Source organism: Pseudoalteromonas sp. 23_GOM-1509m, assembly GCF_000518425.1.
In the GTDB taxonomy this organism is placed as follows: Bacteria; Pseudomonadota; Gammaproteobacteria; order Enterobacterales; family Alteromonadaceae; genus Pseudoalteromonas; species Pseudoalteromonas tetraodonis.
In genome coordinates this window covers 224,671-248,996 of the sequence record NZ_JADO01000010.1, presented here as the reverse complement: position 1 = coordinate 248,996, position 24,326 = coordinate 224,671, and the positions used below count along the sequence as shown (strand labels likewise).

At 40.2% G+C, this 24,326-nt stretch carries 25 protein-coding genes; 17 read left to right on the top strand and 8 right to left on the bottom strand.

Annotated elements, in window-relative coordinates; all coding sequences use genetic code 11:
- From N523_RS0104665 to galU, 6 genes are all read left to right on the top strand, one after another.
- A partial coding sequence (locus N523_RS0104665; RefSeq protein WP_028834460.1) for a mannose-1-phosphate guanylyltransferase/mannose-6-phosphate isomerase occupies positions 1-1,359 on the top strand: 1,359 nt, incomplete at its 5' end.
- Entirely contained in the window at positions 1,356-2,780 is a 1,425-nt protein-coding gene (locus N523_RS0104660) for a phosphomannomutase (RefSeq protein ID WP_028834459.1), read from the top strand. The genes N523_RS0104665 and N523_RS0104660, both read left to right, overlap by 4 nt.
- A 53-nt stretch (positions 2,781-2,833) precedes the next feature.
- The gene (locus tag N523_RS0104655; protein ID WP_028834458.1) at positions 2,834-3,589 is read left to right on the top strand and encodes a glycosyltransferase family 2 protein; all 756 of its coding nucleotides are present in this window, start codon (positions 2,834-2,836) and stop codon (positions 3,587-3,589) included.
- A 1-nt stretch (position 3,590) separates the two neighbouring features.
- On the top strand, positions 3,591-4,757 hold the full coding sequence (locus N523_RS0104650) for a nucleotide sugar dehydrogenase (RefSeq protein WP_028834457.1): 1,167 nt from the start codon (positions 3,591-3,593) through the stop codon (positions 4,755-4,757).
- Between the two features lie 56 nt (positions 4,758-4,813).
- Positions 4,814-5,887, top strand: coding sequence for a UDP-N-acetylglucosamine--undecaprenyl-phosphate N-acetylglucosaminephosphotransferase (gene wecA / locus N523_RS0104645; protein WP_028834456.1), 1,074 nt, complete (start codon positions 4,814-4,816; stop codon positions 5,885-5,887).
- 156 nt (positions 5,888-6,043) lie between these two features.
- Positions 6,044-6,928: a UTP--glucose-1-phosphate uridylyltransferase GalU gene (galU, locus tag N523_RS0104640; RefSeq protein WP_028834455.1), complete on the top strand. Its 885-nt coding sequence runs from the start codon at positions 6,044-6,046 to the stop codon at positions 6,926-6,928.
- A 396-nt stretch (positions 6,929-7,324) separates the two neighbouring features.
- Here galU and N523_RS0104635 read toward each other — a convergent pair whose 3' ends face one another.
- Both N523_RS0104635 and N523_RS0104630 read right to left on the bottom strand, forming a co-directional pair.
- Positions 7,325-8,692, bottom strand: a complete 1,368-nt coding sequence (locus N523_RS0104635; protein ID WP_028834454.1) for an MFS transporter — start codon at positions 8,690-8,692, stop codon at positions 7,325-7,327.
- Between the two features lie 152 nt (positions 8,693-8,844).
- The gene (locus tag N523_RS0104630; RefSeq protein WP_028834453.1) at positions 8,845-10,227 is read right to left on the bottom strand and encodes an MBL fold metallo-hydrolase RNA specificity domain-containing protein; all 1,383 of its coding nucleotides are present in this window, start codon (positions 10,225-10,227) and stop codon (positions 8,845-8,847) included.
- Between the two features lie 656 nt (positions 10,228-10,883).
- Here N523_RS0104630 and N523_RS0104625 point away from each other — a divergent pair.
- Positions 10,884-11,243 (top strand): GxxExxY protein, encoded by a 360-nt coding sequence (locus N523_RS0104625; protein ID WP_028834452.1) that lies wholly within the window; start codon positions 10,884-10,886, stop codon positions 11,241-11,243.
- A gap of 248 nt (positions 11,244-11,491) precedes the next feature.
- Here N523_RS0104625 and N523_RS0104620 read toward each other — a convergent pair whose 3' ends face one another.
- The gene (locus N523_RS0104620; protein WP_028834451.1) at positions 11,492-12,415 is read right to left on the bottom strand and encodes a manganese-dependent inorganic pyrophosphatase; all 924 of its coding nucleotides are present in this window, start codon (positions 12,413-12,415) and stop codon (positions 11,492-11,494) included.
- A 117-nt stretch (positions 12,416-12,532) separates the two neighbouring features.
- Between N523_RS0104620 and N523_RS0104615 the strand changes: the two genes are divergently transcribed.
- Together N523_RS0104615 and mutM are read left to right on the top strand one after the other, a co-directional pair.
- Positions 12,533-13,033 carry a hypothetical protein gene (locus N523_RS0104615; RefSeq protein ID WP_028834450.1) on the top strand — a complete coding sequence of 167 codons (501 nt, stop codon included), beginning with the start codon at positions 12,533-12,535 and terminating at the stop codon, positions 13,031-13,033.
- A gap of 13 nt (positions 13,034-13,046) precedes the next feature.
- The gene (mutM, locus tag N523_RS0104610; RefSeq protein WP_028834449.1) at positions 13,047-13,856 is read left to right on the top strand and encodes a bifunctional DNA-formamidopyrimidine glycosylase/DNA-(apurinic or apyrimidinic site) lyase; all 810 of its coding nucleotides are present in this window, start codon (positions 13,047-13,049) and stop codon (positions 13,854-13,856) included.
- A 44-nt stretch (positions 13,857-13,900) separates the two neighbouring features.
- Here mutM and N523_RS0104605 read toward each other — a convergent pair whose 3' ends face one another.
- Positions 13,901-14,248: a four helix bundle protein gene (locus tag N523_RS0104605; protein ID WP_028834448.1), complete on the bottom strand. Its 348-nt coding sequence runs from the start codon at positions 14,246-14,248 to the stop codon at positions 13,901-13,903.
- 408 nt (positions 14,249-14,656) lie between these two features.
- On the opposite strand from N523_RS0104605, the gene rplM reads away from it, so the two are divergent.
- From rplM to N523_RS0104550, 8 genes are all read left to right on the top strand, one after another.
- Positions 14,657-15,085 (top strand): 50S ribosomal protein L13, encoded by a 429-nt coding sequence (rplM, locus tag N523_RS0104590; RefSeq protein ID WP_002957960.1) that lies wholly within the window; start codon positions 14,657-14,659, stop codon positions 15,083-15,085.
- A gap of 8 nt (positions 15,086-15,093) precedes the next feature.
- Positions 15,094-15,486 carry a 30S ribosomal protein S9 gene (gene rpsI, locus N523_RS0104585; protein ID WP_024600778.1) on the top strand — a complete coding sequence of 131 codons (393 nt, stop codon included), beginning with the start codon at positions 15,094-15,096 and terminating at the stop codon, positions 15,484-15,486.
- A 177-nt stretch (positions 15,487-15,663) separates the two neighbouring features.
- Positions 15,664-16,008 (top strand): four helix bundle protein, encoded by a 345-nt coding sequence (locus tag N523_RS0104575; protein ID WP_028834447.1) that lies wholly within the window; start codon positions 15,664-15,666, stop codon positions 16,006-16,008.
- A gap of 544 nt (positions 16,009-16,552) precedes the next feature.
- Positions 16,553-17,143, top strand: a complete 591-nt coding sequence (gene petA / locus N523_RS0104570; protein WP_008110867.1) for a ubiquinol-cytochrome c reductase iron-sulfur subunit — start codon at positions 16,553-16,555, stop codon at positions 17,141-17,143.
- Positions 17,143-18,408 carry a cytochrome b gene (locus N523_RS0104565; RefSeq protein WP_008110864.1) on the top strand — a complete coding sequence of 422 codons (1,266 nt, stop codon included), beginning with the start codon at positions 17,143-17,145 and terminating at the stop codon, positions 18,406-18,408. The genes petA and N523_RS0104565 overlap by 1 nt, the downstream gene beginning before the upstream one ends.
- Positions 18,405-19,148, top strand: a complete 744-nt coding sequence (locus tag N523_RS0104560; protein ID WP_008110862.1) for a cytochrome c1 — start codon at positions 18,405-18,407, stop codon at positions 19,146-19,148. Before N523_RS0104565 ends, N523_RS0104560 begins: the two co-directional genes overlap by 4 nt.
- A 79-nt stretch (positions 19,149-19,227) precedes the next feature.
- Positions 19,228-19,854 carry a stringent starvation protein SspA gene (gene sspA / locus N523_RS0104555; protein WP_013464041.1) on the top strand — a complete coding sequence of 209 codons (627 nt, stop codon included), beginning with the start codon at positions 19,228-19,230 and terminating at the stop codon, positions 19,852-19,854.
- Positions 19,854-20,291 carry a ClpXP protease specificity-enhancing factor gene (locus tag N523_RS0104550; RefSeq protein ID WP_028834446.1) on the top strand — a complete coding sequence of 146 codons (438 nt, stop codon included), beginning with the start codon at positions 19,854-19,856 and terminating at the stop codon, positions 20,289-20,291. Before sspA ends, N523_RS0104550 begins: the two co-directional genes overlap by 1 nt.
- A gap of 452 nt (positions 20,292-20,743) precedes the next feature.
- On the opposite strand, the gene dolP is transcribed toward N523_RS0104550, so the two are convergent.
- The 4 genes from dolP to N523_RS0104530 all read right to left on the bottom strand — a co-directional run bounded on the left by dolP (position 20,744) and on the right by N523_RS0104530 (position 24,309).
- Positions 20,744-21,310, bottom strand: coding sequence for a division/outer membrane stress-associated lipid-binding lipoprotein (gene dolP / locus N523_RS0104545; RefSeq protein WP_013464043.1), 567 nt, complete (start codon positions 21,308-21,310; stop codon positions 20,744-20,746).
- Positions 21,303-21,896 carry an SIS domain-containing protein gene (locus N523_RS0104540; protein WP_013464044.1) on the bottom strand — a complete coding sequence of 198 codons (594 nt, stop codon included), beginning with the start codon at positions 21,894-21,896 and terminating at the stop codon, positions 21,303-21,305. The genes dolP and N523_RS0104540 overlap by 8 nt, the downstream gene beginning before the upstream one ends.
- A gap of 151 nt (positions 21,897-22,047) precedes the next feature.
- The gene (locus tag N523_RS0104535; RefSeq protein WP_016899512.1) at positions 22,048-22,419 is read right to left on the bottom strand and encodes a YraN family protein; all 372 of its coding nucleotides are present in this window, start codon (positions 22,417-22,419) and stop codon (positions 22,048-22,050) included.
- 9 nt (positions 22,420-22,428) lie between these two features.
- Positions 22,429-24,309, bottom strand: a complete 1,881-nt coding sequence (locus N523_RS0104530; RefSeq protein WP_016899511.1) for a penicillin-binding protein activator — start codon at positions 24,307-24,309, stop codon at positions 22,429-22,431.
- Between the last annotated feature and the right edge of the window lie 17 nt (positions 24,310-24,326).

The following is a 24,326-nucleotide window of genomic DNA, read 5'->3' as shown; positions in this document are numbered from 1 at the left end:
TCACGAGGTAATTATCCAAAGCAATTTTTAGCATTAGAAGACGCAAACTCAACTATGCTACAACAAACAATAACCCGTTTAAACGGTATTGATCATGCCCCAGTTATGCTCATTTGTAATGAAGAACACCGCTTTATTGCTGCTGAGCAAGTTCGTCAATTAGATATAGAACACTCGGGTATATTTTTAGAACCCGTAGGGCGAAATACTGCGCCAGCTATTGCATTAGCTGCTTTAAAAGCGGTTGAAAAAGAAGACGATGCTTTACTACTTGTACTTGCTGCTGATCATGTCATTAAAGACACTGCGGCATTTCAAAAAAGTATTAGTCAAGCATCCGAGCTTGCAAAACAGGGCAAATTAGTTACTTTTGGGATAGTTGGTGATAAGCCAGAAACCGGTTATGGTTATATAAAACGTGGTGAACAATACCAAACAGGGTTTGTGGTTGATAAGTTTGTAGAAAAACCAAGTTTGGATGTTGCAAAACAGTACATAGAAAGTGGTAATTATTATTGGAATAGTGGCATGTTTATATTTAAAGCCAGTCGCTATTTAGAAGAATTAAAAACATACTGCCCTGATATTTATTCAGCATGTTTAAGTGCGATGAAAGCTCAGAGTGATGATATGGATTTTATTCGTGTTGATAAAACTGCGTTTGAAGCATGTCCAGATGAGTCTATAGATTATGCAGTAATGGAACATACCAAAGATGCAGTTGTAGTCCCTATGGATGCGGGGTGGAACGATGTAGGTGGTTTTGCTGCCTTGTGGGAAGTATCAAAACAAGATGAAAGCGGCAATGCATTTAATGGTGATGTAAAAGCTATAAATACAAAAAATACATTAGTTTATAGCGATGACAAATTAATAGCAGCAGTCGGTGTTGAAGACCTAGTAATCATAAATACTAAAGACGCTGTATTAGTTGCACATAAAAATGAATCACAAAAAGTTAAAGCAATAGTACAGCAGCTAAAAGATGAGCATCGAAGCGAAGCTACTTTTCATAGGGAAGTCTATCGTCCTTGGGGTAAGTATGACTCGGTTGATAACGGTGAGCGCTTTCAAGTCAAGCGTATAACAGTTAAACCAGGTGCTAAATTGTCGGTTCAAATGCATCACCACCGTGCAGAGCATTGGATTGTGGTCTCGGGTACAGCCAGAGTAACTAATGGCAATGAAAATATTTTACTAACAGAGAATCAATCAACTTTTATCCCTGTAGGTATTATTCATGCGTTAGAGAATCCAGGCAAAGTTCCTCTGGAATTAATTGAAGTTCAATCTGGTTCTTATCTTGGAGAGGACGATATTGTTCGCTTTGAAGATAGATATGGTAGGTTGGATAAATGAAAAAAAAAATCGTTTCTGAAATAATTCGTAATAGTAAAATAAGCTTTGGTACAAGTGGAGCAAGGGGGCTTGTTACTGATTTTACTGCAGAGGTTTGTGTCGCGTTCACTTTAGCTTTCATTAAAGTTATGCAACAACAGTTTGATTTTAATAAATTAGCTATAGCGATTGATAATCGTCCGAGCAGTTCGAATATTGCTGCTGCATGTATTTCGGCAGCAAAAGCTTTAGATATTCAAGTTGATTACTACGGGGTTATTCCAACACCAGCGCTTGCTGTTACTTCAATGTCTGATTATATTCCTGCTATTATGATCACTGGTAGCCATATCCCATTTGATAGAAACGGCCTGAAATTTTATCGACCAGATGGTGAAATAAATAAAACAGACGAAGTTGCAATTTTAACTTCAGACACTGAGTTCATTGATTTTACAATCATGACTTTGCCGCTTGTTTCTAAACGAGCCGCTAACGCTTATGTAGCCCGATATATAAATATATTTAGAAATGATTCATTAAAGGGTAAACGTATTGGTGTTTATGAGCATTCAAGTGCAGGTCGTGATTTATACTCAGGTTTGTTTCAGAGGCTAGGAGCACAGGTTATTTGTCTTGGGCGTAGTGAGCATTTTATACCAATTGATACTGAGGCAGTTTGCCAATCTGATATAGATATGGCTGTCGCTTGGCGGAATGAGTTTAAGCTTGATGCTATTTTTTCAACTGATGGAGACGGCGATAGACCTCTATTGTCAGATGAAATTGGTAACTATTTACGTGGTGATATTCTCTGTCTGCTTGCAGCTAAAATCTTAAAAATTGATACATTAGCGGTACCGGTTAACTGTAATTCAGCAATTGAAAGGTGTGGCTCATTTGCAAAAGTTATGCGAACAAAAATAGGCTCACCTTATGTCATAGCTGCTTTTGATAACCTAAAAAAAGTTTCAAACTCCCGTGTTGCAGGGTTCGAGGCTAATGGTGGTTTCTTGTTAGGTACTGACATAAACGTTAACGGTGTGGTGCTTAACTCTTTGCCTACACGGGACGCACTTCTGCCTGCATTAGCTGTTTTAACTAGTTTAGGTTCTGCTAGTATTTCAGAATTGGTAACTGATTTACCTCGTATTTATACTGCTAGCGACCGGATTAAAAATTTTGAACGCTGTAAGAGCTTAGAGATTATTAGTGCAGGCCTAGTAGACCCTAATGGTTTGTTAATTCAGCTTGGTTTAAACGATTTTGATATTATTAGTATAGATAATACAGATGGCTTGCGCATAACGCTCGATAGCGGCGACGTTGTGCACCTTCGTCCTTCAGGCAATGCTCCTGAGCTGCGTTGCTATGCCGAATCTTCAAGTCAGAAATGTGCATTAAAGTTAGTAAAAAAAGTTCTGAATAATATATTATTTTGACATCAAATCATCGTTAAGCTTTTGGCTTGAAATTTGTTTAAATTGGATTTTTAATGGACGAAAAAATAAACTCTTTAGTATCAATAATAATGCCTACCCATAATTCATCAGGTACTATAGTTGAAAGTATAGATAGTATTTTAAAGCAGGATTATCCATATTGGGAATTACTTATAACTGATGACGCATCAACTGATAATACGGTAGAGATAGTGCGTCAATTTGCTATTAACGACCCGCGGATTACTATTGATGTTAACTCGGTAAATTCTGGAGCAGGTTTTTCCCGTAACAAATCTATAAATCGTTCTAAAGGTAAATACATTGCGTTCTTAGACTCTGATGATTTGTGGTTACCTAACAAACTCAGCATCCAAGTGGCCTATATGGAAAATACGGGTGTTGCATTTACTTACACGGGTTACCAAAAGTTTTCTGATTCAGGAATGAATGGTGAGATCATACCACCTAGTATCATTACTCATAATAAATTGCTATATGGTTGTGTGATAGGTTGTCTTACCGTTATGTTTAATGCTGATGTTTTGGGAAGGCAAACAATGCCATTGATTCGCAAAAGACAGGATATGGGCTTGTGGCTTATTTTATTGAAGCTTTGTGGTTTTGCTCATGGCATACCTTTGGTACTTGCTCACTACCGCACTGATAGTGGGATGTCAAAAAATAAACTTAACGCTGCTCGCTATCAATGGCGTTTATATCGTGATGTAGTCGGGTTGAATTCTTTAAAAAGTACTTGGTATTTTTGTTGGTATGCTGTGAATGGTTTTATCAAATATAGGAAATAAAATGAAAATCGTTATTGCAGGAACAGGTTATGTTGGTCTTTCAAATGCGATGTTATTGGCTCAATATCATCAAGTTGTTGCGGTTGATATAATCGAAGAAAGGGTGAGGTTGTTAAATAATAATATATCACCGATTGTTGATGCTGAAATTACTAAATTCTTCAATACTAAAGAATTGGACTTTACTGCAACATTAGATAAAATTGCCGCCTACGCTGACGCTAACTATGTAGTAATCGCAACACCGACAGATTATGATCCAACTACTAATTATTTTAATACAACATCAGTCGAATCTGTTATCGCCGATGTATTAGGTATAAATCCAAATGCTGTAATGATTATTAAATCAACGGTGCCAGTTGGCTTCACTGAATCTATAAAAGAGAAGTTTAATACAAATAACATTATATTTTCACCAGAGTTTTTGCGTGAAGGGAAAGCGCTTTACGATAATCTTTATCCTTCTCGCATTGTAGTGGGTGAGCAAAGCGAGCGAGCAGCAACATTTGCAGGTTTGCTTAAGCAAGGTGCAATAAAGCAAGATGTTGAGGTGCTATTTACTGACTCAACAGAAGCTGAAGCAATAAAGCTTTTTTCTAATACGTACTTAGCAATGCGAGTAGCATATTTTAATGAGCTTGATAGTTATGCTGAAGCACATGGGTTAAGTAGTAAGCAAATTATTCAAGGGGTTGGTTTAGACCCTCGCATAGGTAACCATTACAATAACCCTTCATTTGGTTATGGTGGTTACTGCCTACCTAAAGATACCAAACAGTTATTAGCAAATTACAAAGATGTTCCTAATAACATTATAGGTGCTATTGTCGATGCGAATCGAACACGAAAAGATTTCATCGCGGAATCAATTATTAATCGTAAACCTAAAATAGTAGGTGTTTATCGGTTAGTTATGAAGTCGGGTTCGGATAACTTTAGAGCCTCTGCCATTCAAGGCATAATGAAGCGTATTAAAGCAAAAGGAATTGAAGTTGTTGTTTTTGAACCAGTACTTGAAGCAGATGAATTTTACCACTCGCGTGTAGTAAAAAGTTTAGCCGAGTTTAAACTAATATCAGATGTCGTGGTTTCGAATCGTATGGTTGAAGAGCTAAGTGACATTGCTGATAAAGTTTATACACGCGACTTGTTTGGTTCTGATTAATAACTTCGGAATTTGCAAGATAATATAGTAATGAAAACAACTTATTAGAGATTAAAATGTTTATTGACTTACTTTTCACTTTTTTTATTGCCTTTGCTATTTTATTTTTAATGCGTAAGGTAGCTCGCAGAGTAGGTCTCGTAGATAAGCCTTCTGGCAGAAAAATGCATACGGGTAATGTACCATTAGTTGGTGGCGTTGCAATATGTATAACTATAGTTAATTATATTTATACACATCCTAATATGATTAATCATGCAAATTTATATATGCTTTGTATTTGCGGTTTAACTGCTGTAGGCGCATTAGATGATCGTTTTGATTTAAGCGTAAAAATACGCATGTTAGTGCAAGCGCTAATATCTGTAGCTATGATTTATTTTGCTAATGCAGAACTACATACCCTGGGTAATTTACTCGGTTTTGGTGCAATAGAGCTTGGATTGTTTGGTGGTTTGGTAACCGTATTTGCTGTTATTGGCTGTATAAATGCGTTTAATATGGTCGATGGGATTGACGGCTTATTAGGTGGTTTATCAATCGTGACCTTTGCAAGTATTGGTATATTACTTTTATTAGCGGGTGAACAAAGCCTAAGTTACTTATGTTTGCTACTTGTAGTATGTATGGTGCCTTACATACTATTAAACTTGGGCTTTGTTGGCCATAAGCGAAAAGTGTTTATGGGTGATGCTGGCAGTATGATGATTGGCTTTACTGTTATTTGGCTGCTTATTGGGGCAAGTCAAACTGCAGGAAACCCAATGATTCGCCCTGTTACCGCTTTATGGTTAATTGCGGTACCATTAATGGATATGGTTGCCATAATGGTTCGCCGAGTTAAGCATGGTAAGTCTCCCTTTAAGCCAGACCGTGAGCATTTACATCATATTTGCCAACGCTTAGGCTTTTCATCACTACAAACATTAACTCTAATTTGCTTTATTGCTTCGGTTTTTGCCGCGGTGGGGATTGTTGGTGAAATATTATTGGCACCTGAATATGTTATGTTTTATGGTTTTATTGCTATTTTTACTGTGTACCTTATATTTTTAATAAATTATTGCACTGTAATGAATTACTTTAGGCGCAAACTAAATCTACCCGAGAAGCAATTTTCATCAAACTAAGCTGATCTTTTTTTAACAACGAGCTAGCTACTCGGTTTTTATTTTATGTTATTTTAAGTATTTATAATCCACACTACTTTTAGCTAATTAAGGTTACATCTATCTGATTATGCTATTTCAAAAAATTAGATAATTTAATAAATTAAAGGACTACCTTTGAAAGCTGTAATTCCTGTTGCCGGTTTAGGCACCCGTATGTTGCCAATGACTAAGGCAATCCCTAAAGAAATGCTCCCCTTGGTTGATAAACCGCTTATTCAATACATAGTAAATGAATGCGTGGCGGCGGATATTAAAGAAATTGTGCTCGTAACACATAGCTCTAAAAATGCCATTGAAAACCATTTTGATACCAGTTTTGAGTTAGAAGCCACGTTAGAAAAACGCGTAAAACGTACCCTGCTTGAAGAAGTACGCTCTATTTGCCCACCTGATGTAACCATTATGCATGTACGCCAAGGTGAGGCTAAAGGCTTAGGGCACGCTATTTTGTGCGCCAAGCCAATAGTTGGCGATAGTGATTTTGTTGTGGTGTTACCCGATGTAATATTGGATGCTTATACGGCAGATCAAAAGACTGAAAACTTAGCGGCGATGATCGCACGTTTTAAGCAAACCCATGCCAGTCAAATTATGTTAGAGCCTGTTGCTATTGAAGATGTAAGTAAGTACGGCATTGCTGATATTAATGGTGTAGAGCTTGCTGCTGGTGAAAGTGCAGCAATTAAAAAAATGGTTGAAAAACCAGCCGCAGAGGTTGCACCTTCAAACTTAGCCGTTGTTGGTCGTTATGTTTTAAGTAAAAATATTTGGCCATTACTCGCTAAAACTCATGTAGGCGCAGGCGGTGAAATACAGCTTACAGATGCGATTGATGCATTATTGGCTATTGATACGGTAGAAGCGTTTCATATGAGTGGCCGCTCACACGACTGTGGCGATAAACTCGGTTATTTAAAAGCGATTGTAGAATACAGCATGCGCGATAAAAGCTTAGGCGATGAGTTTACTGAATTTATGAAAGAGTTGGTTAAAGGGTAACGGGCGACGGGCATCGGGTAACGAGCTACGAGCGACGAGCTTCAGGCCTCCAGCCTAGAGCTTCGAATTAACCAGTTGGGCTAATGGTTTTATGTTCTCATTTACTCCTCATTCACTTCTCTTTGTGAATAAGATCTTAAAATATTTATGCACAAAGAGTTTAAGAGACGCAGCGCTTTTAGAGGAAGTTACGGGCTGCGAACTTAGGGTTACGGGCGACGAGCTTCGGGCCTCGAACCTAAATTCTAATACCGACGGGGGGTGAACCCGCTGCTACAGGTATAAAAAACCTTGCGATATTAGCCGCAAGGTTTTTAAATATCTGGAACCTGGAACCTGGAACCTGGAACCTGGAACCTGGAACCTGGAACCTGGAACCTGGAACCTAGCTGCCTTTTAAGCCCGACCTCGCAGTGCAGAAATACAGCTTGCCAGCATGACAAACCCTAATGACATTTTAAACGCCAATGAAATGGTGCTCATTAATGCGTGGCTATTTTGCGCTGAGAAGGTGCTGTCACCAAGGTAATAATGCACAATTAAGTTGATTAAGCTCATACCAAATAAATTACCAATAGTGCGTGATAAGTTCATTGAGGAAGACGCCACACCTAGCTCACTTTTATCCACCGCTCCCATAATGGCATTGTTGTTAGGGGTCGAAAATAAGCCAAACCCAATCCCTAATAATAACAGTGAACCGCTAATGTAAGCGGTGCTTGAACTAACCGATAACTGGGATAACAGAAAAAATCCAACCAGAACAATTACACAGCCTAGCGTGGCAAGTAAGCGTGGTTGTATTTTATCGGCAAGTTTACCTGCTAGGGGCGCCATAATAGCCATTGAAACCGCTTGTAGTAATACTATTTGTCCTGCATGTGCGGGGCTTAATCCTTTTATATATTGCAGGTACAAACTTAACAAAAAGGCCAGTGAAAAGTTACTAGCATACATGAGAAACGAAGTAGTCAACGATAGGCTGAATACACGACTTTCTAAAAACATTTGTACTCTAATTAAGGGGCGTCGACTGCGACTTTGGTGAACAATAAATAGCATTAAACAAATGATTGAAAGTGCGGTTAATAGCCAGCCAGCTATATTCGGTAAATCACTTAATCCTAATACTAAGCACAGTGCAAAGAGCGAGAAAATAACCATGCCCCACCAGTCAAACGGTGATTTTTTATCGTTTTTCCATTCGCCATGTAAAAATAGTTTAATGGCAATAAGCAGCATAAGTACCAGGGGAATTTGCGAGTAAAACACGGCGCGCCATCCCCATATTTCAGTGAGCCAGCCACCAACCGCAGGTGCTGCACTGAGTCCTATGTACACACACGCCGCAGAGATGCCCAGTGCCATTCCGCGTTTATTATCAGGCGTGACAGAGGTAATAATGGCAACGCCTATACCAAAAATCATGGCGCCTGCGGCCCCTTGTATAAAGCGCCAAAAAAGCACCCACTCAATAGAGTTTGCTAACGCACACATTAGCGAGGCCAGTGCATTTAAACCTAAACCAAATGCATACACGCGTTTGCGACCATAGTTGTCTGCTATTTTACCGCACGGCAGCATAAAAATGACGCTACTGAGTAAATACAAGGTGGGCATCCACGCAATCATTTTTGCGCTTGCGTGTAAATCTTCAGCAAGGTCGGGAATCGCGATGTTAACGCCAGCCATGCCAAGCGGCCCAATAATAGAGCCGCTACAAACGATAATAAGTGCAATCGTAGTGGGGGGGAGATTAAACAAGAGGTATCCTTTTATTTACTGGCCTTAAAATGATACGTGAATATACTTGCTTGTACAGGATTTAAAGGGCAGCGGGTTGCGGGCGACGAGCGGTGGGCAACGGGGAGCGAGCAGCGGGTAACGAGCTTAGAGCTAAACACCGAACCTCGAACCTATCCCTTGCCAATTTCTACCGTCACCTCATCTCCCAATACTTCTCTGTATTTTGCTGCGAGTGCATTTTTAGCGTCATCATCGCCGTGAACTATTTTTATATGGTGGGGCTTTTTGCGCATACCGGTTACAAATTTGATGAGACCTGCTTGATCTGCATGAGCACTATAACCGCTTATAGTGTGTATTTTGGCGTTAATATTCACCCTAGTATTATTTATCAACACATAGCCATTTTGTGGGCCATAGGTTTGTATATCGCGACCCAGCGTGCCGCGCCCTTGGTAACCTACAAAGAGTACATCGGTGGTTTTGTCGGTTAAAAAGCGCTCTAAGTAATTAACTATACGCCCGCCGGTGCACATACCGCTTGCAGCTAGAATAATTGCAGGTGTTTGGCGGCTGGCTAAGTAATTTATTAACGCTAAGTGCTCGCTATGGGTGTTTATAGTAGTGAGGTTTTCAAAGTCGAGTGGGTGGCGACCTTTGGCTACTTTTTGTTTTGCCTCTTCATCCCATAAGCATTTAAACTTTCGGTACTGCTGAGTAAAATTAGCCGCCATAGGCGAGTCGAGTATTACTTGTATTGTGCGCCAAGGTGAATTTTTAGCAGAAGCATGAATTAGCTGTTCAAGTTCGTATAACAGCTCTTGCGTGCGGCCAATACTGAAGGCAGGCACAAGTACTACGCCGTTATCGGCAACGGCGCGTTCAATCACGTTTTTTAAGGTTTGCGTACGTTGTTTACGACCTTGGTGATTTTTATCACCATAAGTTGACTCTATGACTAAGGTATCGGCTTTATAGGGCGCTTTAGGTGCGGGTAGTAAAGGCGTATAGGGCGCCCCTAAATCACCAGAAAAAACCACTCTATGAATCTTGATCGCTTTATAATGAGGCGTGCTTATGTCTATTTCTACAAAAGCGGAGCCTAAAATATGCCCTGCTCGTTGTAGTCGGGCTTTCGCTTTGTGTTCACCTTTGCAAGGAAGCTCAAACCAGGCTTTAAAGTCTACAGCTACAACTTGTTGTTTAAGTAGCCTTAAGCAGGCATCTATTATTTTTTGGTCTCGCGTAACGCCCACTTTTAATGCATCTTCAATGACTAAAGGCAATAAGCTTGCTGATGCAACAGAGGTAAATATAGGGCCTTTAAAGCCAGCCATCAGTAAATAGGGAATTCGGCCAACATGATCAATATGGCAATGGGTAACTATTAATGCGCGAACAGTGTCTATATTAAATTCAATGCTTAGATCATCTACAGAATCTTCACCCTGGAATAGTCCGCAATCAATTAGAAAAGAGCTTTGGTCGTTTATTATCAGCTGGTGGCATGAGCCTGTTACGCCATTGACTGCTCCATGGTGAAGTATGTGCATTTTATGTCCTTATTTATTGTTTTTTACCAGTTTAGAGTAATTTTTTGCGATGTGCGATGTGCGATGTGCGATGTGCGATGTGCGATGTGCTAGTAAAAACCTAGAGCCTAGGGGAGTTTTTCAAATATTTTGAAGGCGGGGCTTTATGCCGTTCAGCTGTAGCTCTGGGTTCATCCCGCATCTTTTAGTGATTTTTTACCACAGAGGTAACAGAGTACAAAGAGGAAGTGATTAAAGGTAAAGAGCAGTTATTATGTCAGATATCAGTAATTGATTTCTCGGTGTAGCGCGAAGCGCCTCGGTGTTCTCTGTGGTGCAAAAAAATTAAAACACTATTTACCACAGAGATCACAGAGTGCACAGAGGAAGTGATTAAAAATAAAAACAGGTAGCTGTCAGCGTTCAGTAAGGTATTACTCTGTGTAGCGCGAAGCGCCTCGGTGCTCTCTGTGGTGAAAAAATTAAAACACTATTTACCACAGAGTGCACAGAGGGAGTGATTAAAAATAAAAACAGTTGTTAGATTTTGAGATTTCAGTAATTGAAGCTTTTCTCGGTTTAGTGCTTCGATTTTCACTGTGATTCAAAATAATCCTTTAGACGAGAAAGTGACTATACTGTCAAAATAAATTACAAGGAAGTGGATAAAAATATCAATGGAAACAGATTTACTAACTCATAAGGTTATTGGTTGCGCTATAGAGGTTCATAAACATTTGGGTCCAGGCTTATTAGAGTCTAGTTATGAAAGCTGTCTAATGTATGAACTAAATCAATCTGGGTTGCTAGCTATTGCACAAGCTGAACTACCTATAAAATATAAGAATGTATCAATCGATACAGGTTATAGACTTGATATATTGCTAATTGTTGAATTAAAAGCAGTTGATAAATTGCGGCCTATTCATTCTGCTCAGTTGATGACGTATTTAAAGCTGACAGGAATAAGAACAGGTCTACTAGTTAATTTTAATGAAGTTAAGCTCGTTGACGGTATTAAAAGGATCAGAGTTTAATTACTTTACTTCCTAAATAACTTCAAGATTAAGAAGTTACAAATGACTGTCTTCTCGGTGTAGCGCGAAGCGCCTCGGTGTTCTCTGTGGTTCAAAAGCGGGCTGCGAACTTACCTACCCACTGCGCGGGGTAAACTCCCGCCTACAGGTATAAAAAAACCTTGCGATATTAACCGCAAGGTTTTTAAATTTCTCGAACCTCGAACCTCGAACCTGGAACCTGGAACCTGGAACCTGGAACCTCGAATCTAGCTCTTAAAAGCGTCTTGTAGTGGGGGTACTACTTGCTTTTTACGGCTCAATACGCCATCTAGCCATACTTTACCGTCTTCTGGTTTTTCACCATAAGCTTGCTCAACAAGGCTGGCATCGTCTGATGCAATCAGCATTTGTGAGCCTTCTTTCATAATGTCGGTTAGTAGTAAAAATACTGAGTGGCGACCGCCTTCTTCTTTAAGCTTGGTAATGTCGGCTTCAAGGTCGGCTTTAATATCGTCAAATACCGCAAGGTCAATAACTTCTAATTGGCCAATACCGACTAGGTTGCCGTTCATGTTAAAGTCTTTAAAGTCACGCATTACTAAATCACGTACAGGCGTATCTTCAACGGCTGATTTAACGCGGAACATGTCCATGCCTAGTTCTTTAAAGTCTTCAATGCCTGCAATTTCAGCAAGGGCTTCAACACATTTAATATCGGCAGTGGTACAGGTTGGCGATTTAAAAATAACGGTGTCACTTAAAATAGCGCAAAGCATAATGCCAGCAATATCTTTAGGGATCTCTACGTTATAAAAATCGTACATCATCTTAATGATGGTGTTTGAACAACCAACAGGGCGGATCCAGCATTCAAGCGGGGTTGATGAGGTTAGGTCACCTAATTTATGGTGATCAACCACGCCAACAACGCGAGCTTGGTCGATATCATCAGGTGCTTGGGTTTTTTCTGTGTGGTCTACAATGTAAACGTCTTCGCCAGCGTAGCTAAGTTTAAGCTCAGGTGCTTCGAAGCCAAATTTATCTAAAATAAACTGTGTTTCTGGTGATACTTCACCAAGGCGGGTTGGAATTGCCGGCTCATCAATTTGGTTTTTTAAATAAGCCAGTGCAATTGCACCACATATTGAATCTGAATCTGGGATTTTATGGCCCACTACATACATTGACATTGACTAAACTCCTTAAAATTTGCCGATATTCTAGCAAAGTATCCAGCTTTTAACATATAGACAGTGCAATTAAGTTTTAGCTAAACTTGAAAACCTTATATAAATTAGGAACTGCATATGCGATTAAGCCGCAAAGGTTGGAACAATGTTATTATTTTTTCTATGTTGATCATGATCTTCTTTTTAAATGGTCTTCATAAAAAGATTGGATCCGATGAAACGCAGGCGCAACTGCAGCCACTACTTCCTGCGCAAAGCTTTGTGTTAACACTTGAATTTAGCGACCAAAAAATTGAGCGCATTGGTACAAGCTGGCGTACTACTGCTTTGATCAAAGAGGTGCCGCTTAGTTGGCAAGGTTCAGAGAAGCAACTTAGTGAGCTTGTTTATTTATGGCAAAATACAGCGTTAATGACGACAGCCACACCTGATGCGCTTGATATTAATAAGCCACTATCGGCAGCGACGTTTGAACTCGCGGGTGAGCCCCTACCTTGGGTGTACTTATTATATGAAGCAAATGGTGAGTATTATCTTCTCGAGAAAACCAGTCAGCGGCTAATGTTGCTTGATTTAAGCACTGCCAAGCAATTATTTCCTAGTTTTACCTTTTCATAAGTGAGTTTTATAAATGCCTGAATTACCAGAAGTAGAAGTTAGCCGCATGGGCATTACCCCCCATGTGCTAAACCAAGTCGTTACTAAGGTAAACATTCATAATGCCAGTATGCGCTGGCCTGTGCCAGATGAGGTATACCAACTTGAGGGGTTGGTGGTTAGCAGTATTGAACGCCGCGCAAAATACTTGCTATTAGAATGTGAGCTTGGGGCGGCTATATTGCATTTAGGGATGTCAGGGAACTTGCGCGTTGTAAATAAAACCGAGCCACTTAAAAAACACGACCATGTTGAGTTTATTTTAGCGAACAATAAGGCGCTTCGTTTAAACGATCCGCGCCGCTTTGGTTGTTGTTTATGGCAAGCACCCAATGAAGAGCATAAGCTACTTGCTAAATTAGGCCCTGAGCCACTCACAGATGACTTTTTTGCTAAACGTGTTTATGAGCAATCACGTAATAAAAAAGTGCCCGTTAAGCAGTTTATTATGAATAACGCCGTGGTGGTGGGGGTCGGTAATATTTATGCTAACGAATCATTATTTAAAGCGGGTATTGACCCTCGTAAAGAAGCCGGAAAGGTAAGCCTTAAACGCTACCAAGCGTTAATCCCAATTATAAAAGACATCTTAGCCGCTGCAATTACTCAAGGCGGCACAACGTTAAAAGACTTTGCCCAAAGTGACGGTAAGCCTGGCTACTTTGCGCAGCAGTTATTAGTGTATGGCCGAAAAGGCCAACCCTGTGTAAATTGCGAGAGCGAATTAACCGAAATCCGCCTAGGGCAACGCAGCACCGTTTTTTGTGAGGTGTGTCAGAAGTAGAGAATAGCTGTCAGCTGTAAGTTTTCAGCTGTCAGTAAGAATGGTTACTCACTTGTTTTTATTTTTGCTATCAAACTTGTTAGCATTTTTGACAGCTGGACTGTTTCATTTAGCCAAGACTTACCTATGTCGGTATCAATATAGTTAATATCGATGCCAATATATATTTGGGTTCTTGCCTCAGCAAGCGAAGAGCGAGCGATATCTAAAAAGCGTGTTTTTTCTTTATCACTCTCTCTTGTCATGCCCTCAGCTATATTACTAGGAACAGATAAACCAGAGCGTGTTAATTGATCTCTAAAGCTAAAGTCTTTAATTAGTTGTGTATTTCTGTAAATATCAGCGCTAAGGCGGGCTGAACGCTTCCATACCTCTAAGTTTTCAAAGTTCATAACGCAAAATCCCTATGCTTAATTTTTAAAGTATAGTTGAGATTTTTTTAACAAAAAATAGTTACTTTCGCAAAGAAAGTACTTTTTTCGAATCTAAAATTATAATTAGCTTTTCTGACCGCTGACCGCTGACCGCTGACCGCTGACCGCTGACCGCTGACCGCTGACCGCTGACCGCTGACCGCTGAGTAATAACTTTTCTTGAGGAAAAAACAACCGGCCGGTAGCAATGTGATTTAAGTGCTGGTATACTCCCGCGTCTGCCACGTTGCGTTCTATGTCCTCATATAGTTTAGCCACTTGTGAGCGGCGCAAAAGTCTAAAACTCGAAGGGGTTGTAGCAAACTTAGAGCGGTAGTTAAACATAACTACCTGTGGTTTTAATTGAAAAACATTGGATTTTTATAAATGAAAACGTTTGTTGCTAAACCAGAAACAGTAAAACGTGACTGGTACGTAGTTGACGCTGAAGGTAAAACTTTAGGTCGCATCGCTACTGAAATCGCTCATCGCCTACGCGGTAAGCATAAAGCTGAGTACACACCGCACGTAGATACTGGTGATTACATCATCGTTATTAACGCTGAGAAAGTTACTGTTACTGGTAATAAATTCAAAGACAAAGTGTACTATGCTCACTCTGGTTTCCCAGGTGGTCTTAAGTCTACTACTTTTGATAAACTTCAAGCTGCAAAGCCTGAAATGATCATCGAAAAAGCTGTTAAAGGCATGTTGCCACGTGGTCCTTTAGGCCGCGCTATGTACCGTAAACTTAAAGTTTACGCGGGTACTGAGCACAATCATGCTGCACAACAGCCTCAGGTTCTAGACATTTAAGGAGCACTATCATGGCAAATCAATACTACGGTACAGGTCGTCGTAAAAGTTCAAGTGCTCGCGTATTCTTACGCCCAGGCACTGGTAACATCGTAATCAACAAGCGCTCTTTAGAAGAGTACTTTGGTCGCGAAACAGCACGCATGGTTGTTCGTCAAGCTCTTGAGCTTGTTGACATGACTGAAAAGTTTGACTTACACATCACCGTTGCTGGTGGTGGTACTACTGGTCAAGCTGGTGCTATCCGTCACGGTATCACTCGTGCACTTATGGAGTTTGACGAGTCATTACGTCCACAACTTCGTAAAGCAGGTTTCGTTACTCGTGATGCACGTAAAGTTGAACGTAAGAAAGTGGGTCTTAAGAAAGCGCGTAAGCGTCCACAGTTCTCAAAACGTTAATTTTTACGTTATCAAGAATTCAAAAACCCAGCTTATGCTGGGTTTTTTGTTTTTAGATAATGAGTTTCGAGTAACGGGCTACGAGAACCGAGCTGCGAAAGAGATTAAGTTCCGTGCGTTAAATTATATGTTTACTATAATTTATGATGAATGCGGGATTAAGGCTAAGGAGTGGTTGTGAGGTATGAAAGTTTAGATGTATGGAAAAAGTCTTTCTCATTAAGTTTGTTTGTATACCAAACCCTTGCTGCTTTGAGGGATTTCGGCTTAAAAGATCAAATGTGTCGAAGCGCAGTTTCAGTGCCTAGCAATATTGCAGAGGGTTATGAGCGTTACTCTGATAAAGAAAGAGCTTATTTTCTTTCTGTGGCTAAAGGGTCTGTCGGTGAATTAAAAACTCAGCTAATGATTGCTTTTGAGTTAGGTCATATTAATTATGAACAAACAGAATACGCTTTAAATGAGTGTGAGAGTATTGGGAAAATGCTTGGTAAATTGATTTCTATGATTAAAAATGCATGATAACCCCGAACCCCGAACCCCGAACCCCGAACCCCGAACCCCGAACCCCGAACCCCGAACCCCGAACCTTTTCCCTTTAAGACTAATGTCGACATTAGCTTGATCAAAATAGGCCAAGTATGCGTATTTATTGAACGAAAGCTTAAAAATGACCGACTAACGCAAAAAAAGTTAAATAATTATCGCAATTAGTTTAAATCCATCAGTTAATTGGTGAATTTTTTTGCTACAATTGGCGGGCAAATAAAGTGAATGAGTTTAATGTCGCCAAATTCAGTGGTTACTGTACTTAGTTGGTGAGATTGTACTTGTTTACAAATTGTTTTTACGGAAGCGATACTATAGTCATTTGGTTTCATACTCGAGCTAACTTAATCAACTATTTGAGCAAGTCAGGATTATTCGAGCAGGAGGCTGTGAATAACCTTGTTTTAAACAAGGGTTTTAATTATGATCGTTTCTCTTTTAAAATTCGAAAAATTAACCTGCTGTAACTGATGTTCTCAATATAGCAAGTGTTGAGAATCATAGTGGAGATAAGTGGATGAGCAATGCGCCTGTAGACAATGGCCGACGTCGCTTTTTAACCATAGCTACCTCTGTTGTTGGTGGTGTTGGTGCGGCTGGGGCTGCTGTTCCTTTTATTGCGTCTTGGAATCCAAGTGAGCGAGCTAAATCTGCGGGTGCGCCTGTAGAAGTAGATATCAGCAAACTTGAGCCAGGACAATTAATACGTGTCGAGTGGCGTGGTAAACCTGTATGGGTTGTATCACGGACCCCAAAAATGCTTGAGCAGATGAAAGAACATGAAGGTCAACTTCGTGATCCGCAATCGCAAGAGCCACAACAATTAGAATCATCAACCAATGATTTCCGTTCATTACGCCCAGAGATTTTTGTCGCTGTAGGTATTTGTACGCATTTGGGTTGTTCACCTAGCTTTTTACAAGGTGGCTTTGGTGAGAAAGTGGAAGGGACTGATGACGGTTTTTACTGTCCATGTCACGGTTCTAAGTTTGATATGGCCGGCCGTGTATTTCAATCGGTACCTGCACCATTAAATTTAGAAGTTCCACCATATACTTTTCTTGATGAGACCACTATTTTAGTGGGCGAAGAACAAGGGGTGGCCTAATGTTTGGAAAAATTGTTGAGTGGATAGACGACCGTATCCCAATGACACGTGTTTGGAACATGCACATTGCACAGTATCCAGCACCAAAAAACTTTAACTTCTGGTACTTCTTTGGCTCACTCGCTATGTTAGTACTAGTTAACCAAATCCTTACCGGTATTTGGTTAACGATGAACTATGTACCATCTGCTGAAGGTGCGTTTGCATCAGTAGAATACATCATGCGTGATGTAGAGTACGGTTGGTTATTACGTTATTTGCATTCAACGGGTGCATCTGCGTTCTTCATCGTTGTTTACATGCATATGTTCCGTGGCATGATCTACGGTTCTTACCAAAAACCACGTGAATTACTGTGGTTATTCGGTATGTTTATTTTCCTAGCCCTAATGGCTGAAGCGTTCATGGGTTACTTATTACCATGGGGTCAAATGTCGTTTTGGGGTGCACAGGTAATCATTTCATTATTCGGGGCTATCCCGGTTATTGGTGATGATTTAACACTGTGGATCCGTGGTGACTACGTTATTTCGGGTGCAACGCTTAACCGCTTTTTTGCATTACATGTAATTGCACTGCCATTGGTTATTGTTATCTTAGTATTTTTACACATTGTTGCACTACACGAAGTGGGTTCAAACAACCCAGACGGTATTGATAACAAACGTAAAAAAGGAACTGTGGCTGAAGAAGATAAGCCTAAATTTAAGTTCCATGAATACTACACTGATAAAAAAGACATCATTGATGCGATTCCGTTCCACCCTTATTACACAGTAAAAGATATTGTGGGTGTGGTTGGCTTCTTAATCTTGTTCTGTTGGGTGGTGTTCTTTATGCCTGCTATGGGTGGTTTCTTCTTAGAAGCGCCAAACTTTGAACCGGCAAACCCACTCAAAACACCAGCGCATATTTTCCCTGTTTGGTACTTTACGCCGTTTTATGCAATCTTACGTGCGATTCCAGACAAGCTAATGGGTGTTGCAGCAATGGGTGCATCTATTGTCGTGCTAGCATTATTGCCTTGGATTGACCGTGGTTCGGTTCGTTCAGTTCGTTACCGTTGTGGTTTCCACAAATGGAACATTGCAGGCTTTGTAGTTACTTTCGTTCTTTTAGGTTGGGTTGGTGCTACACCTCAAACTGACTTTAAAACGCTTGTTTCGCAAATCTGTACTGTGACTTACTTTATGTTCTTCGTACTGTTATTTGTTTACAGTAAGAATGAAAAAACTAAGCCATTGCCTGAGAGGTTAACGAAATGATGAAAAAGCTACTTATTGGTTTATTCGCTTTATCAGTAAACGTATTACCAGCAATGGCGGCAGGCCCGTCAGTTCCTCTAATGGAAGCGGGTAACGATATATCTGATCAACCTTCTTTGCAACGTGGCGCAAAGTTGTTCATGAACTACTGTCTTGGTTGTCACCAAATGCAGTATCAACGTTATGAACGTACTTTCCGCGATATTGGTATTCCAACAGAGATTGGTCAAGAGCAACTTATTTTTGATGGTTCAAAAGTAGGTAGTCATATCAATAATGCAATGAAGAAAGAAGATGCTGCAAAATGGTTTGGTGCGGCTCCGCCGGATCTAACAAATGTTGCGCGTGTGCGTGGCAGTGATTGGATTTATACCTATTTAAAATCGTTTTACAAAGATGAATCTCGTCCGTTTGGCGTAAATAATACGTTATTCCCATCGGTGGGTATGCCACATGTTCTTCAAGAGTTGCAAGGTGTTCCTACCGCAATTACTGAAGAAGTAACAGTAAATGGTAAAACAACCACTCATATTACTGGTACAGAAACAGATGGTACGGGCGAATTAAGTGTAGATGAATATGACCAAGCAGTTCGTGATTTAACGAATTTCCTAGAGTATGTAGGTGAACCTACACGTCTCGAATCGGAAGCGCTAGGTATTAAGGTACTTGGATTCTTAGTGATTCTATTTATCTTGGCATTTATGCTGAAGAAAGAATACTGGAGAGATGTTCATTAAGTTTGAACATATTTAAAGGTAATTTTGCAATAGGGGCTTAAGCCCCTATTGCTGTTTTAGTTATTTAATGGAGGTAGGCATGGCCGTAGCTGCCAATAAGCGCCCTGTAATGACCCTTTTTTCTGGTGCTAACTGTATGTATAGCCACCAAGTACGCATTGTACTTGCTGAAAAAGGTGTAAGTGTAGATATTCATATGGCTGAAAAGGATAATCTGCCAGAAGCACTTCACGAAATTAACCCTTACGGTACAGTGCCAACACTGATTGACCGTGAGCTTGGTTTATATCAGGCAAACATCATCATGGAATACCTTGATGAACGTTTTCCTCATCCTCCACTAATGCCTGTATACCCGGTCATGCGTGGTCGTAGTCGTTTAATGATGCACCGTATTGATACTGATTGGTACAGCCTAGCTGAAAAGATCATTAACAACACGTCTGAAGCAGCGCAAGCGCGTAAAGAGCTGACAGAAGCATTACTTGCAATAGCACCGATCTTTAGTGAAGCGCCTTACTTTATGAGTGAAGAGTTTAGCTTAGTTGATTGTTACTTAGCTCCACTATTATGGCGTTTACCTGAGTTTGGTATTGAGCTAAATGGTGCAGGCTCTAAAGAACTTAAAGAGTATATGATCCGTTTATTTGAACGTGAATCATTCCAAGCTTCTTTAACTGAAGCAGAGCGTGAGATCCGTTTATAATGACCTCTAATCGTCCTTATTTACTACGCGCTTTTTTTGATTGGATTGTTGATAACGAATGCACACCACACTTAGTGGTTAATGCTGATTTTCCTGCAGTGCAAGTGCCAACACAGTTTGTCCAAGACGGCCAAATTGTATTGAACATAAGCCCTTCAGCGGTTACGCAGTTTTCGTTAGATAATTCTCAGCTTAGCTTTAACGCACGCTTTGGCGGTCAGCCAATGCAAGTGTACGTGCCTTTAGGGGCTGTACTTGCAATATATGCACGCGAAAATGGCGAAGGCACAGTCTTTACTGCAGATGAGTTTTTAGAGGACGAAGACGATTTTGCTCCAGAGCTTGAAAGTGTCGATTCATCACCTGAACTAGTTGATGAAACACCTGATCCTAAGCCTGAAAAGAAAAAAGGCTCACATTTACGCGTTATAAAATAACCCGTAAATGTTAGATAAAAACCGCTTAATAAGCGGTTTTTTTATACCTGATTAAAAGTAGGCGAAAGGTGAAAGGGAAAAGGTGAAAGGTGAAAGTTCACGGGCGACGAGCTGTGAGAAATGGGTTGAGATTGATTGGTGTAGCTGCGGGTTTATTCCGCGCATGTGGTTTTAGGTAATAAATTTATTCACAAAGAGGTTAAGAGACGCTGTGCTTTTAGAGCTAGTGAAAAAACAATTAATCACTCGGGCTCATGGTTATTGTTTTCTCATTTACTCCTCATTTACTCCTCATTCACTTCTCTTTGTGTATATGGTTTTTTAAGCGGGTTCATTGCCTACAGGTATAAAAAAACCTTGCGATGTTAACCGCAAGGTTTTTAAACTTCTCGAACCTCGAACCTCGAACCTCGAACCTCGAACCTCGAACCTCGAACCTCGAACCTTATTCTTTACAAATACTCAAACACTTTAATAACGCGCTCTACGCCAGAGATATTACGGGCAATATTAACGGCTTGGTTTGCTTCAGCGTCAGACACTAGCCCCATTAAGTATACTTCGGCATTTTCAGTCACTACTTTTATATTATTACTGCTGATGTTTTCAGCCGCTAAAAGCTGCGCTTTTACTTTTGAGGTTAACCATGAGTCGTGAGTTTGCGTGGTGATACCAATATTAGAGCCAATGCGTAGTTGGTTGTGAATTTTACGAATGCCAGATAGGTTCTCAATGGTTTTAAACGCTTGGTTTTTCATTTCTTGGTTAGGAACTTGCCCTACCATTAAAACCACGCCATTAACGCTTATAACGCTGATATGAGCAAACTTATTAAGACGTTCATCTTCACTAATAGCAATGCTGGCTTTTATTTCAATGTTGTTGTCGTCTATTTGCGAGCCAATGGTTCGTCTATCGTTTGCTGCAGTAACAGCACTGGCTGTGCCGGCCACTACAGCAGCAGCACAACCTTGTAATAACACAACGGTGCCTAAAATAATCAGGGAGCGTTTAAACATAATTTTCATCCTGCGGGAAAAGAGTTAAATCTACCAATTCACTTAAACAGTGAAGGTTAACTAAATGCGATTCAATAATGCGACTAGGGCGTTTAGACGGTGTACGTATTTCTACATCGTTGTGCCCAAGTAAGCCAACGAGTTCGCCGCCATCATCACCTACCATTACTATGACCTTCATATCTTTGGTTAGTGCCGCTTCTACTGCAGAAATTATATGTTTTTCATTGCCATTAATTGCTAATGCAAGGAGCAAATCACCTTGCTGAGCAAAGGCACGTACTTGGCGTGCAAAGGTATCGTGGTCATCTATTTGATGGCCTTGACCTAGGTTAATATTTTCTTGCGAAAGGGCAATTGCAGGTAAGCAAGGGCGCTCTGTTTCGTAAAAGTTTACTAATACGCCAGCCATGTGTTGTGCCAACATGTGGCAGTTTGCTGTGCCGCAACATATCAGTTTATTACCATTGATCAGGCTTTGTGCAATGGTGAATGCCGCTGACTCCAATGCGCTAGGAAGTACTTCACCTGCTGCAATTTGAACTTGAATACTTTCTTTAAAAATTTCTTTTATTGTGTCTTGCATGGATTACCAACAATTAATATCTAATTCTGTGTGAGCTCACACCCGCTTTATTAAGGATGATGATTTTTAGAAGCAGCTTGTTAATTTTTAACTACGCATTAATGCATTTAGCTGTTGTAATAATTGCTCACTCATTTGTATGTGCTCGGTATTAAAATACGTTTTTTAGCCAGTTTATGTGTAGTGATGGCTCGCCTGTTATAGCAACATAATCAATACGTAATGGCTGATTCTTTAAGTTTTTAGCCGCGAGGTAATGATAAATAGTTCGTCTTAATTTTGCTTGCTTTTGCGGGCTTAAAGCATAATTAGCGCCGCCTTTTATATTATTTTTACGAAACTTAACTTCTACAAATACTAATGTGTCACCGTCTTTCATAATGACATCAAGTTCGCCATAGGGGCAGTAGTAATTACGCTCAATCGCTTTTAAGCCTTGTGCTTCTAAATACTTTTGCGCTTGGCGCTCATAATACTGGCCTTTTTCACGACTATTTTGCCACAGCTGTTTAAACCACGACATGTCGACCCCTTAGTTAATTATGGTTATGCCATCGTTAGCTGATTGCATAAATAGCGGTACAGGGCGTTGTGTTTTTAACTCCACCGGTTTTATTCGGCGGTTGCTGTACTGAGCCCATTGCAGTGAACGTTCAATATCACCGGCACTATTAATCGACAATTTACCGCTCAACCCTGAAAAGTATTTATCGGGTGTAACACTCAATTGTCTAATATCGTTAAGCATGGTGACGGAATCATAAGCCATCGCAAATAAACGTTGGCTTATATCGGCTTGTTCAGGCCATAAATCATTGTATTGCTGACGCAGATTATGTTGCTTAATTTGTGAGTCTAACATCCAAGGCAGTTCAGTAAAGTAGAGTCCGTCTAAATCACCTTTGTCAGTGGTATCTATTTGCTTACTGTGGCTTTTAGAGCTGGCGTAAATAGGAATTCTATCGGCAAAGGTACTCACATTAACATCAAGGTAAGGCTTAATTAATCGGGTTTCAATGGCGTCGCCGAGTATGTAAATGGCATCAATATCTCCACGTGAGCGTGTTTCGCTTTCAACTTCTTTATTAAAAAGTGCTTTAACAGATTTAATACGCTCTTTTGACTTATCAACTTCTAACAAGCTAGTAATCGTATTGGGCATATCTTTGTTATCGTTATAAAAACCAACTTGCGTGGTTGTTTCACTATAGCGTTGCCACTGCAGATTAAAGTAGTCAACTAAGCGCTGGCCATTGGTATTATTTGGCGCTAACAACATCGGCTTTTGATAACCCTGTGCTAAAAAGTGCTCTAGCGTTTGCTGTACTTCATGTTCAGGATTAAGCGCAAAAAAGTAATGTTGCAGCGAGGTTCTTTCGCCATCAAAGGTATTTAAATGTAAGGTGGGTATATCGAGTAATGTATTGGTATTAGCGAGCTTATCTATATTGGCTTTTAATAGTGGACCAATAACAAAGTCAGGCTGTAACTGAGAAATTTGTGCGCTCAACGCTTCTGTTTCAGTGTTTTCATCTATAAACAGTGTTTCGTTGATCTCTTTTTTATCAAGCGCTGCCAATATACCGGCTTTTAAGGCATCCCCAAGGCGCTTATTAGCACCTGACTGAGGCAGTAAAACAACCAAACGCTCAATATTAATTGGCGCTAATTCATTAGCATACGTTTCTTGTTTTGGCAGTACATTGTTACCAGGATGCCCCAGGTAACGGCGGCGCCAATTATTAATGGCTTGGTCTAAATCAACCGAGCTGTTGGCGTAAACTTGATGATACAAAGCTAAGTTAACCCAACCTTGTTGGATCACAGAACCACGGTTAAATCGTTCTAATGCGTAAGATGAGAGTTGCTTTAAATTTTTCCAAAGTGCATCACTAAGCTGAGGAATTGAAATAGTGTTTTTAGTTGCAGATTCTGACGCCGCAAAAAAATAGGGTGCAGCACGTTTTGGCAAGTTTTGAGAAGCAAAAATGCTGGCAGTTAAAAATTTGTGCCAGGCAAAATGTTCGGGTTGCTTGAGTTGTCCCTCAAGTGAGTTTAATACTTCAAGTGCTTGCTGGTTTTTATTCTGCTCTTTTTGTGCAAAGGCAATATATAAACGGTTTTGAATTTGATCAACACTGGCAGTAAGTGCAAGTTCGCTACATATTGTTTCGAGTAGCGGCCAGTTTTCTTCAGTAATGGCGCTATCACGGGCACTATAAAGCAGTTGAATTTTATCTGCACCAAAACGGTTTTGCGCTAATTGATAAATCGATTGCGCGTTCAGTGCTTCATTTTTCAGCGTATTGGCACTGCTATTTAAGTTATCGCTGGTTTTAGTTGGTTTTTCGGTTGTGCTACACGCCGATAACCCTGACAATATAATTAATAGACTAACTAGTTTAAGTCGCACAATGATTTCCCATACGT

Excerpts from the sequence above, each read along its gene's own strand:
- N523_RS0104660 (WP_028834459.1), top strand. The coding sequence starts at position 1,356 with ATGAAAAAAAAAATCGTTTCTGAAATAATTCGTAATAGTAAAATAAGC.
- N523_RS0104655 (WP_028834458.1), top strand. The coding sequence starts at position 2,834 with ATGGACGAAAAAATAAACTCTTTAGTATCAATAATAATGCCTACCCAT.
- N523_RS0104650 (WP_028834457.1), top strand. The coding sequence starts at position 3,591 with ATGAAAATCGTTATTGCAGGAACAGGTTATGTTGGTCTTTCAAATGCG.
- wecA (WP_028834456.1), top strand. The coding sequence starts at position 4,814 with ATGTTTATTGACTTACTTTTCACTTTTTTTATTGCCTTTGCTATTTTA.
- N523_RS0104630 (WP_028834453.1), bottom strand. The coding sequence starts at position 10,227 with ATGCACATACTTCACCATGGAGCAGTCAATGGCGTAACAGGCTCATGC.
- N523_RS0104625 (WP_028834452.1), top strand. The coding sequence starts at position 10,884 with ATGGAAACAGATTTACTAACTCATAAGGTTATTGGTTGCGCTATAGAG.
- N523_RS0104620 (WP_028834451.1), bottom strand. The coding sequence starts at position 12,415 with ATGTCAATGTATGTAGTGGGCCATAAAATCCCAGATTCAGATTCAATA.
- N523_RS0104615 (WP_028834450.1), top strand. The coding sequence starts at position 12,533 with ATGCGATTAAGCCGCAAAGGTTGGAACAATGTTATTATTTTTTCTATG.
- mutM (WP_028834449.1), top strand. The coding sequence starts at position 13,047 with ATGCCTGAATTACCAGAAGTAGAAGTTAGCCGCATGGGCATTACCCCC.
- N523_RS0104605 (WP_028834448.1), bottom strand. The coding sequence starts at position 14,248 with ATGAACTTTGAAAACTTAGAGGTATGGAAGCGTTCAGCCCGCCTTAGC.
- rplM (WP_002957960.1), top strand. The coding sequence starts at position 14,657 with ATGAAAACGTTTGTTGCTAAACCAGAAACAGTAAAACGTGACTGGTAC.
- petA (WP_008110867.1), top strand. The coding sequence starts at position 16,553 with ATGAGCAATGCGCCTGTAGACAATGGCCGACGTCGCTTTTTAACCATA.
- N523_RS0104565 (WP_008110864.1), top strand. The coding sequence starts at position 17,143 with ATGTTTGGAAAAATTGTTGAGTGGATAGACGACCGTATCCCAATGACA.
- N523_RS0104560 (WP_008110862.1), top strand. The coding sequence starts at position 18,405 with ATGATGAAAAAGCTACTTATTGGTTTATTCGCTTTATCAGTAAACGTA.
- sspA (WP_013464041.1), top strand. The coding sequence starts at position 19,228 with ATGGCCGTAGCTGCCAATAAGCGCCCTGTAATGACCCTTTTTTCTGGT.
- N523_RS0104550 (WP_028834446.1), top strand. The coding sequence starts at position 19,854 with ATGACCTCTAATCGTCCTTATTTACTACGCGCTTTTTTTGATTGGATT.
- dolP (WP_013464043.1), bottom strand. The coding sequence starts at position 21,310 with ATGTTTAAACGCTCCCTGATTATTTTAGGCACCGTTGTGTTATTACAA.
- N523_RS0104540 (WP_013464044.1), bottom strand. The coding sequence starts at position 21,896 with ATGCAAGACACAATAAAAGAAATTTTTAAAGAAAGTATTCAAGTTCAA.
- N523_RS0104535 (WP_016899512.1), bottom strand. The coding sequence starts at position 22,419 with ATGTCGTGGTTTAAACAGCTGTGGCAAAATAGTCGTGAAAAAGGCCAG.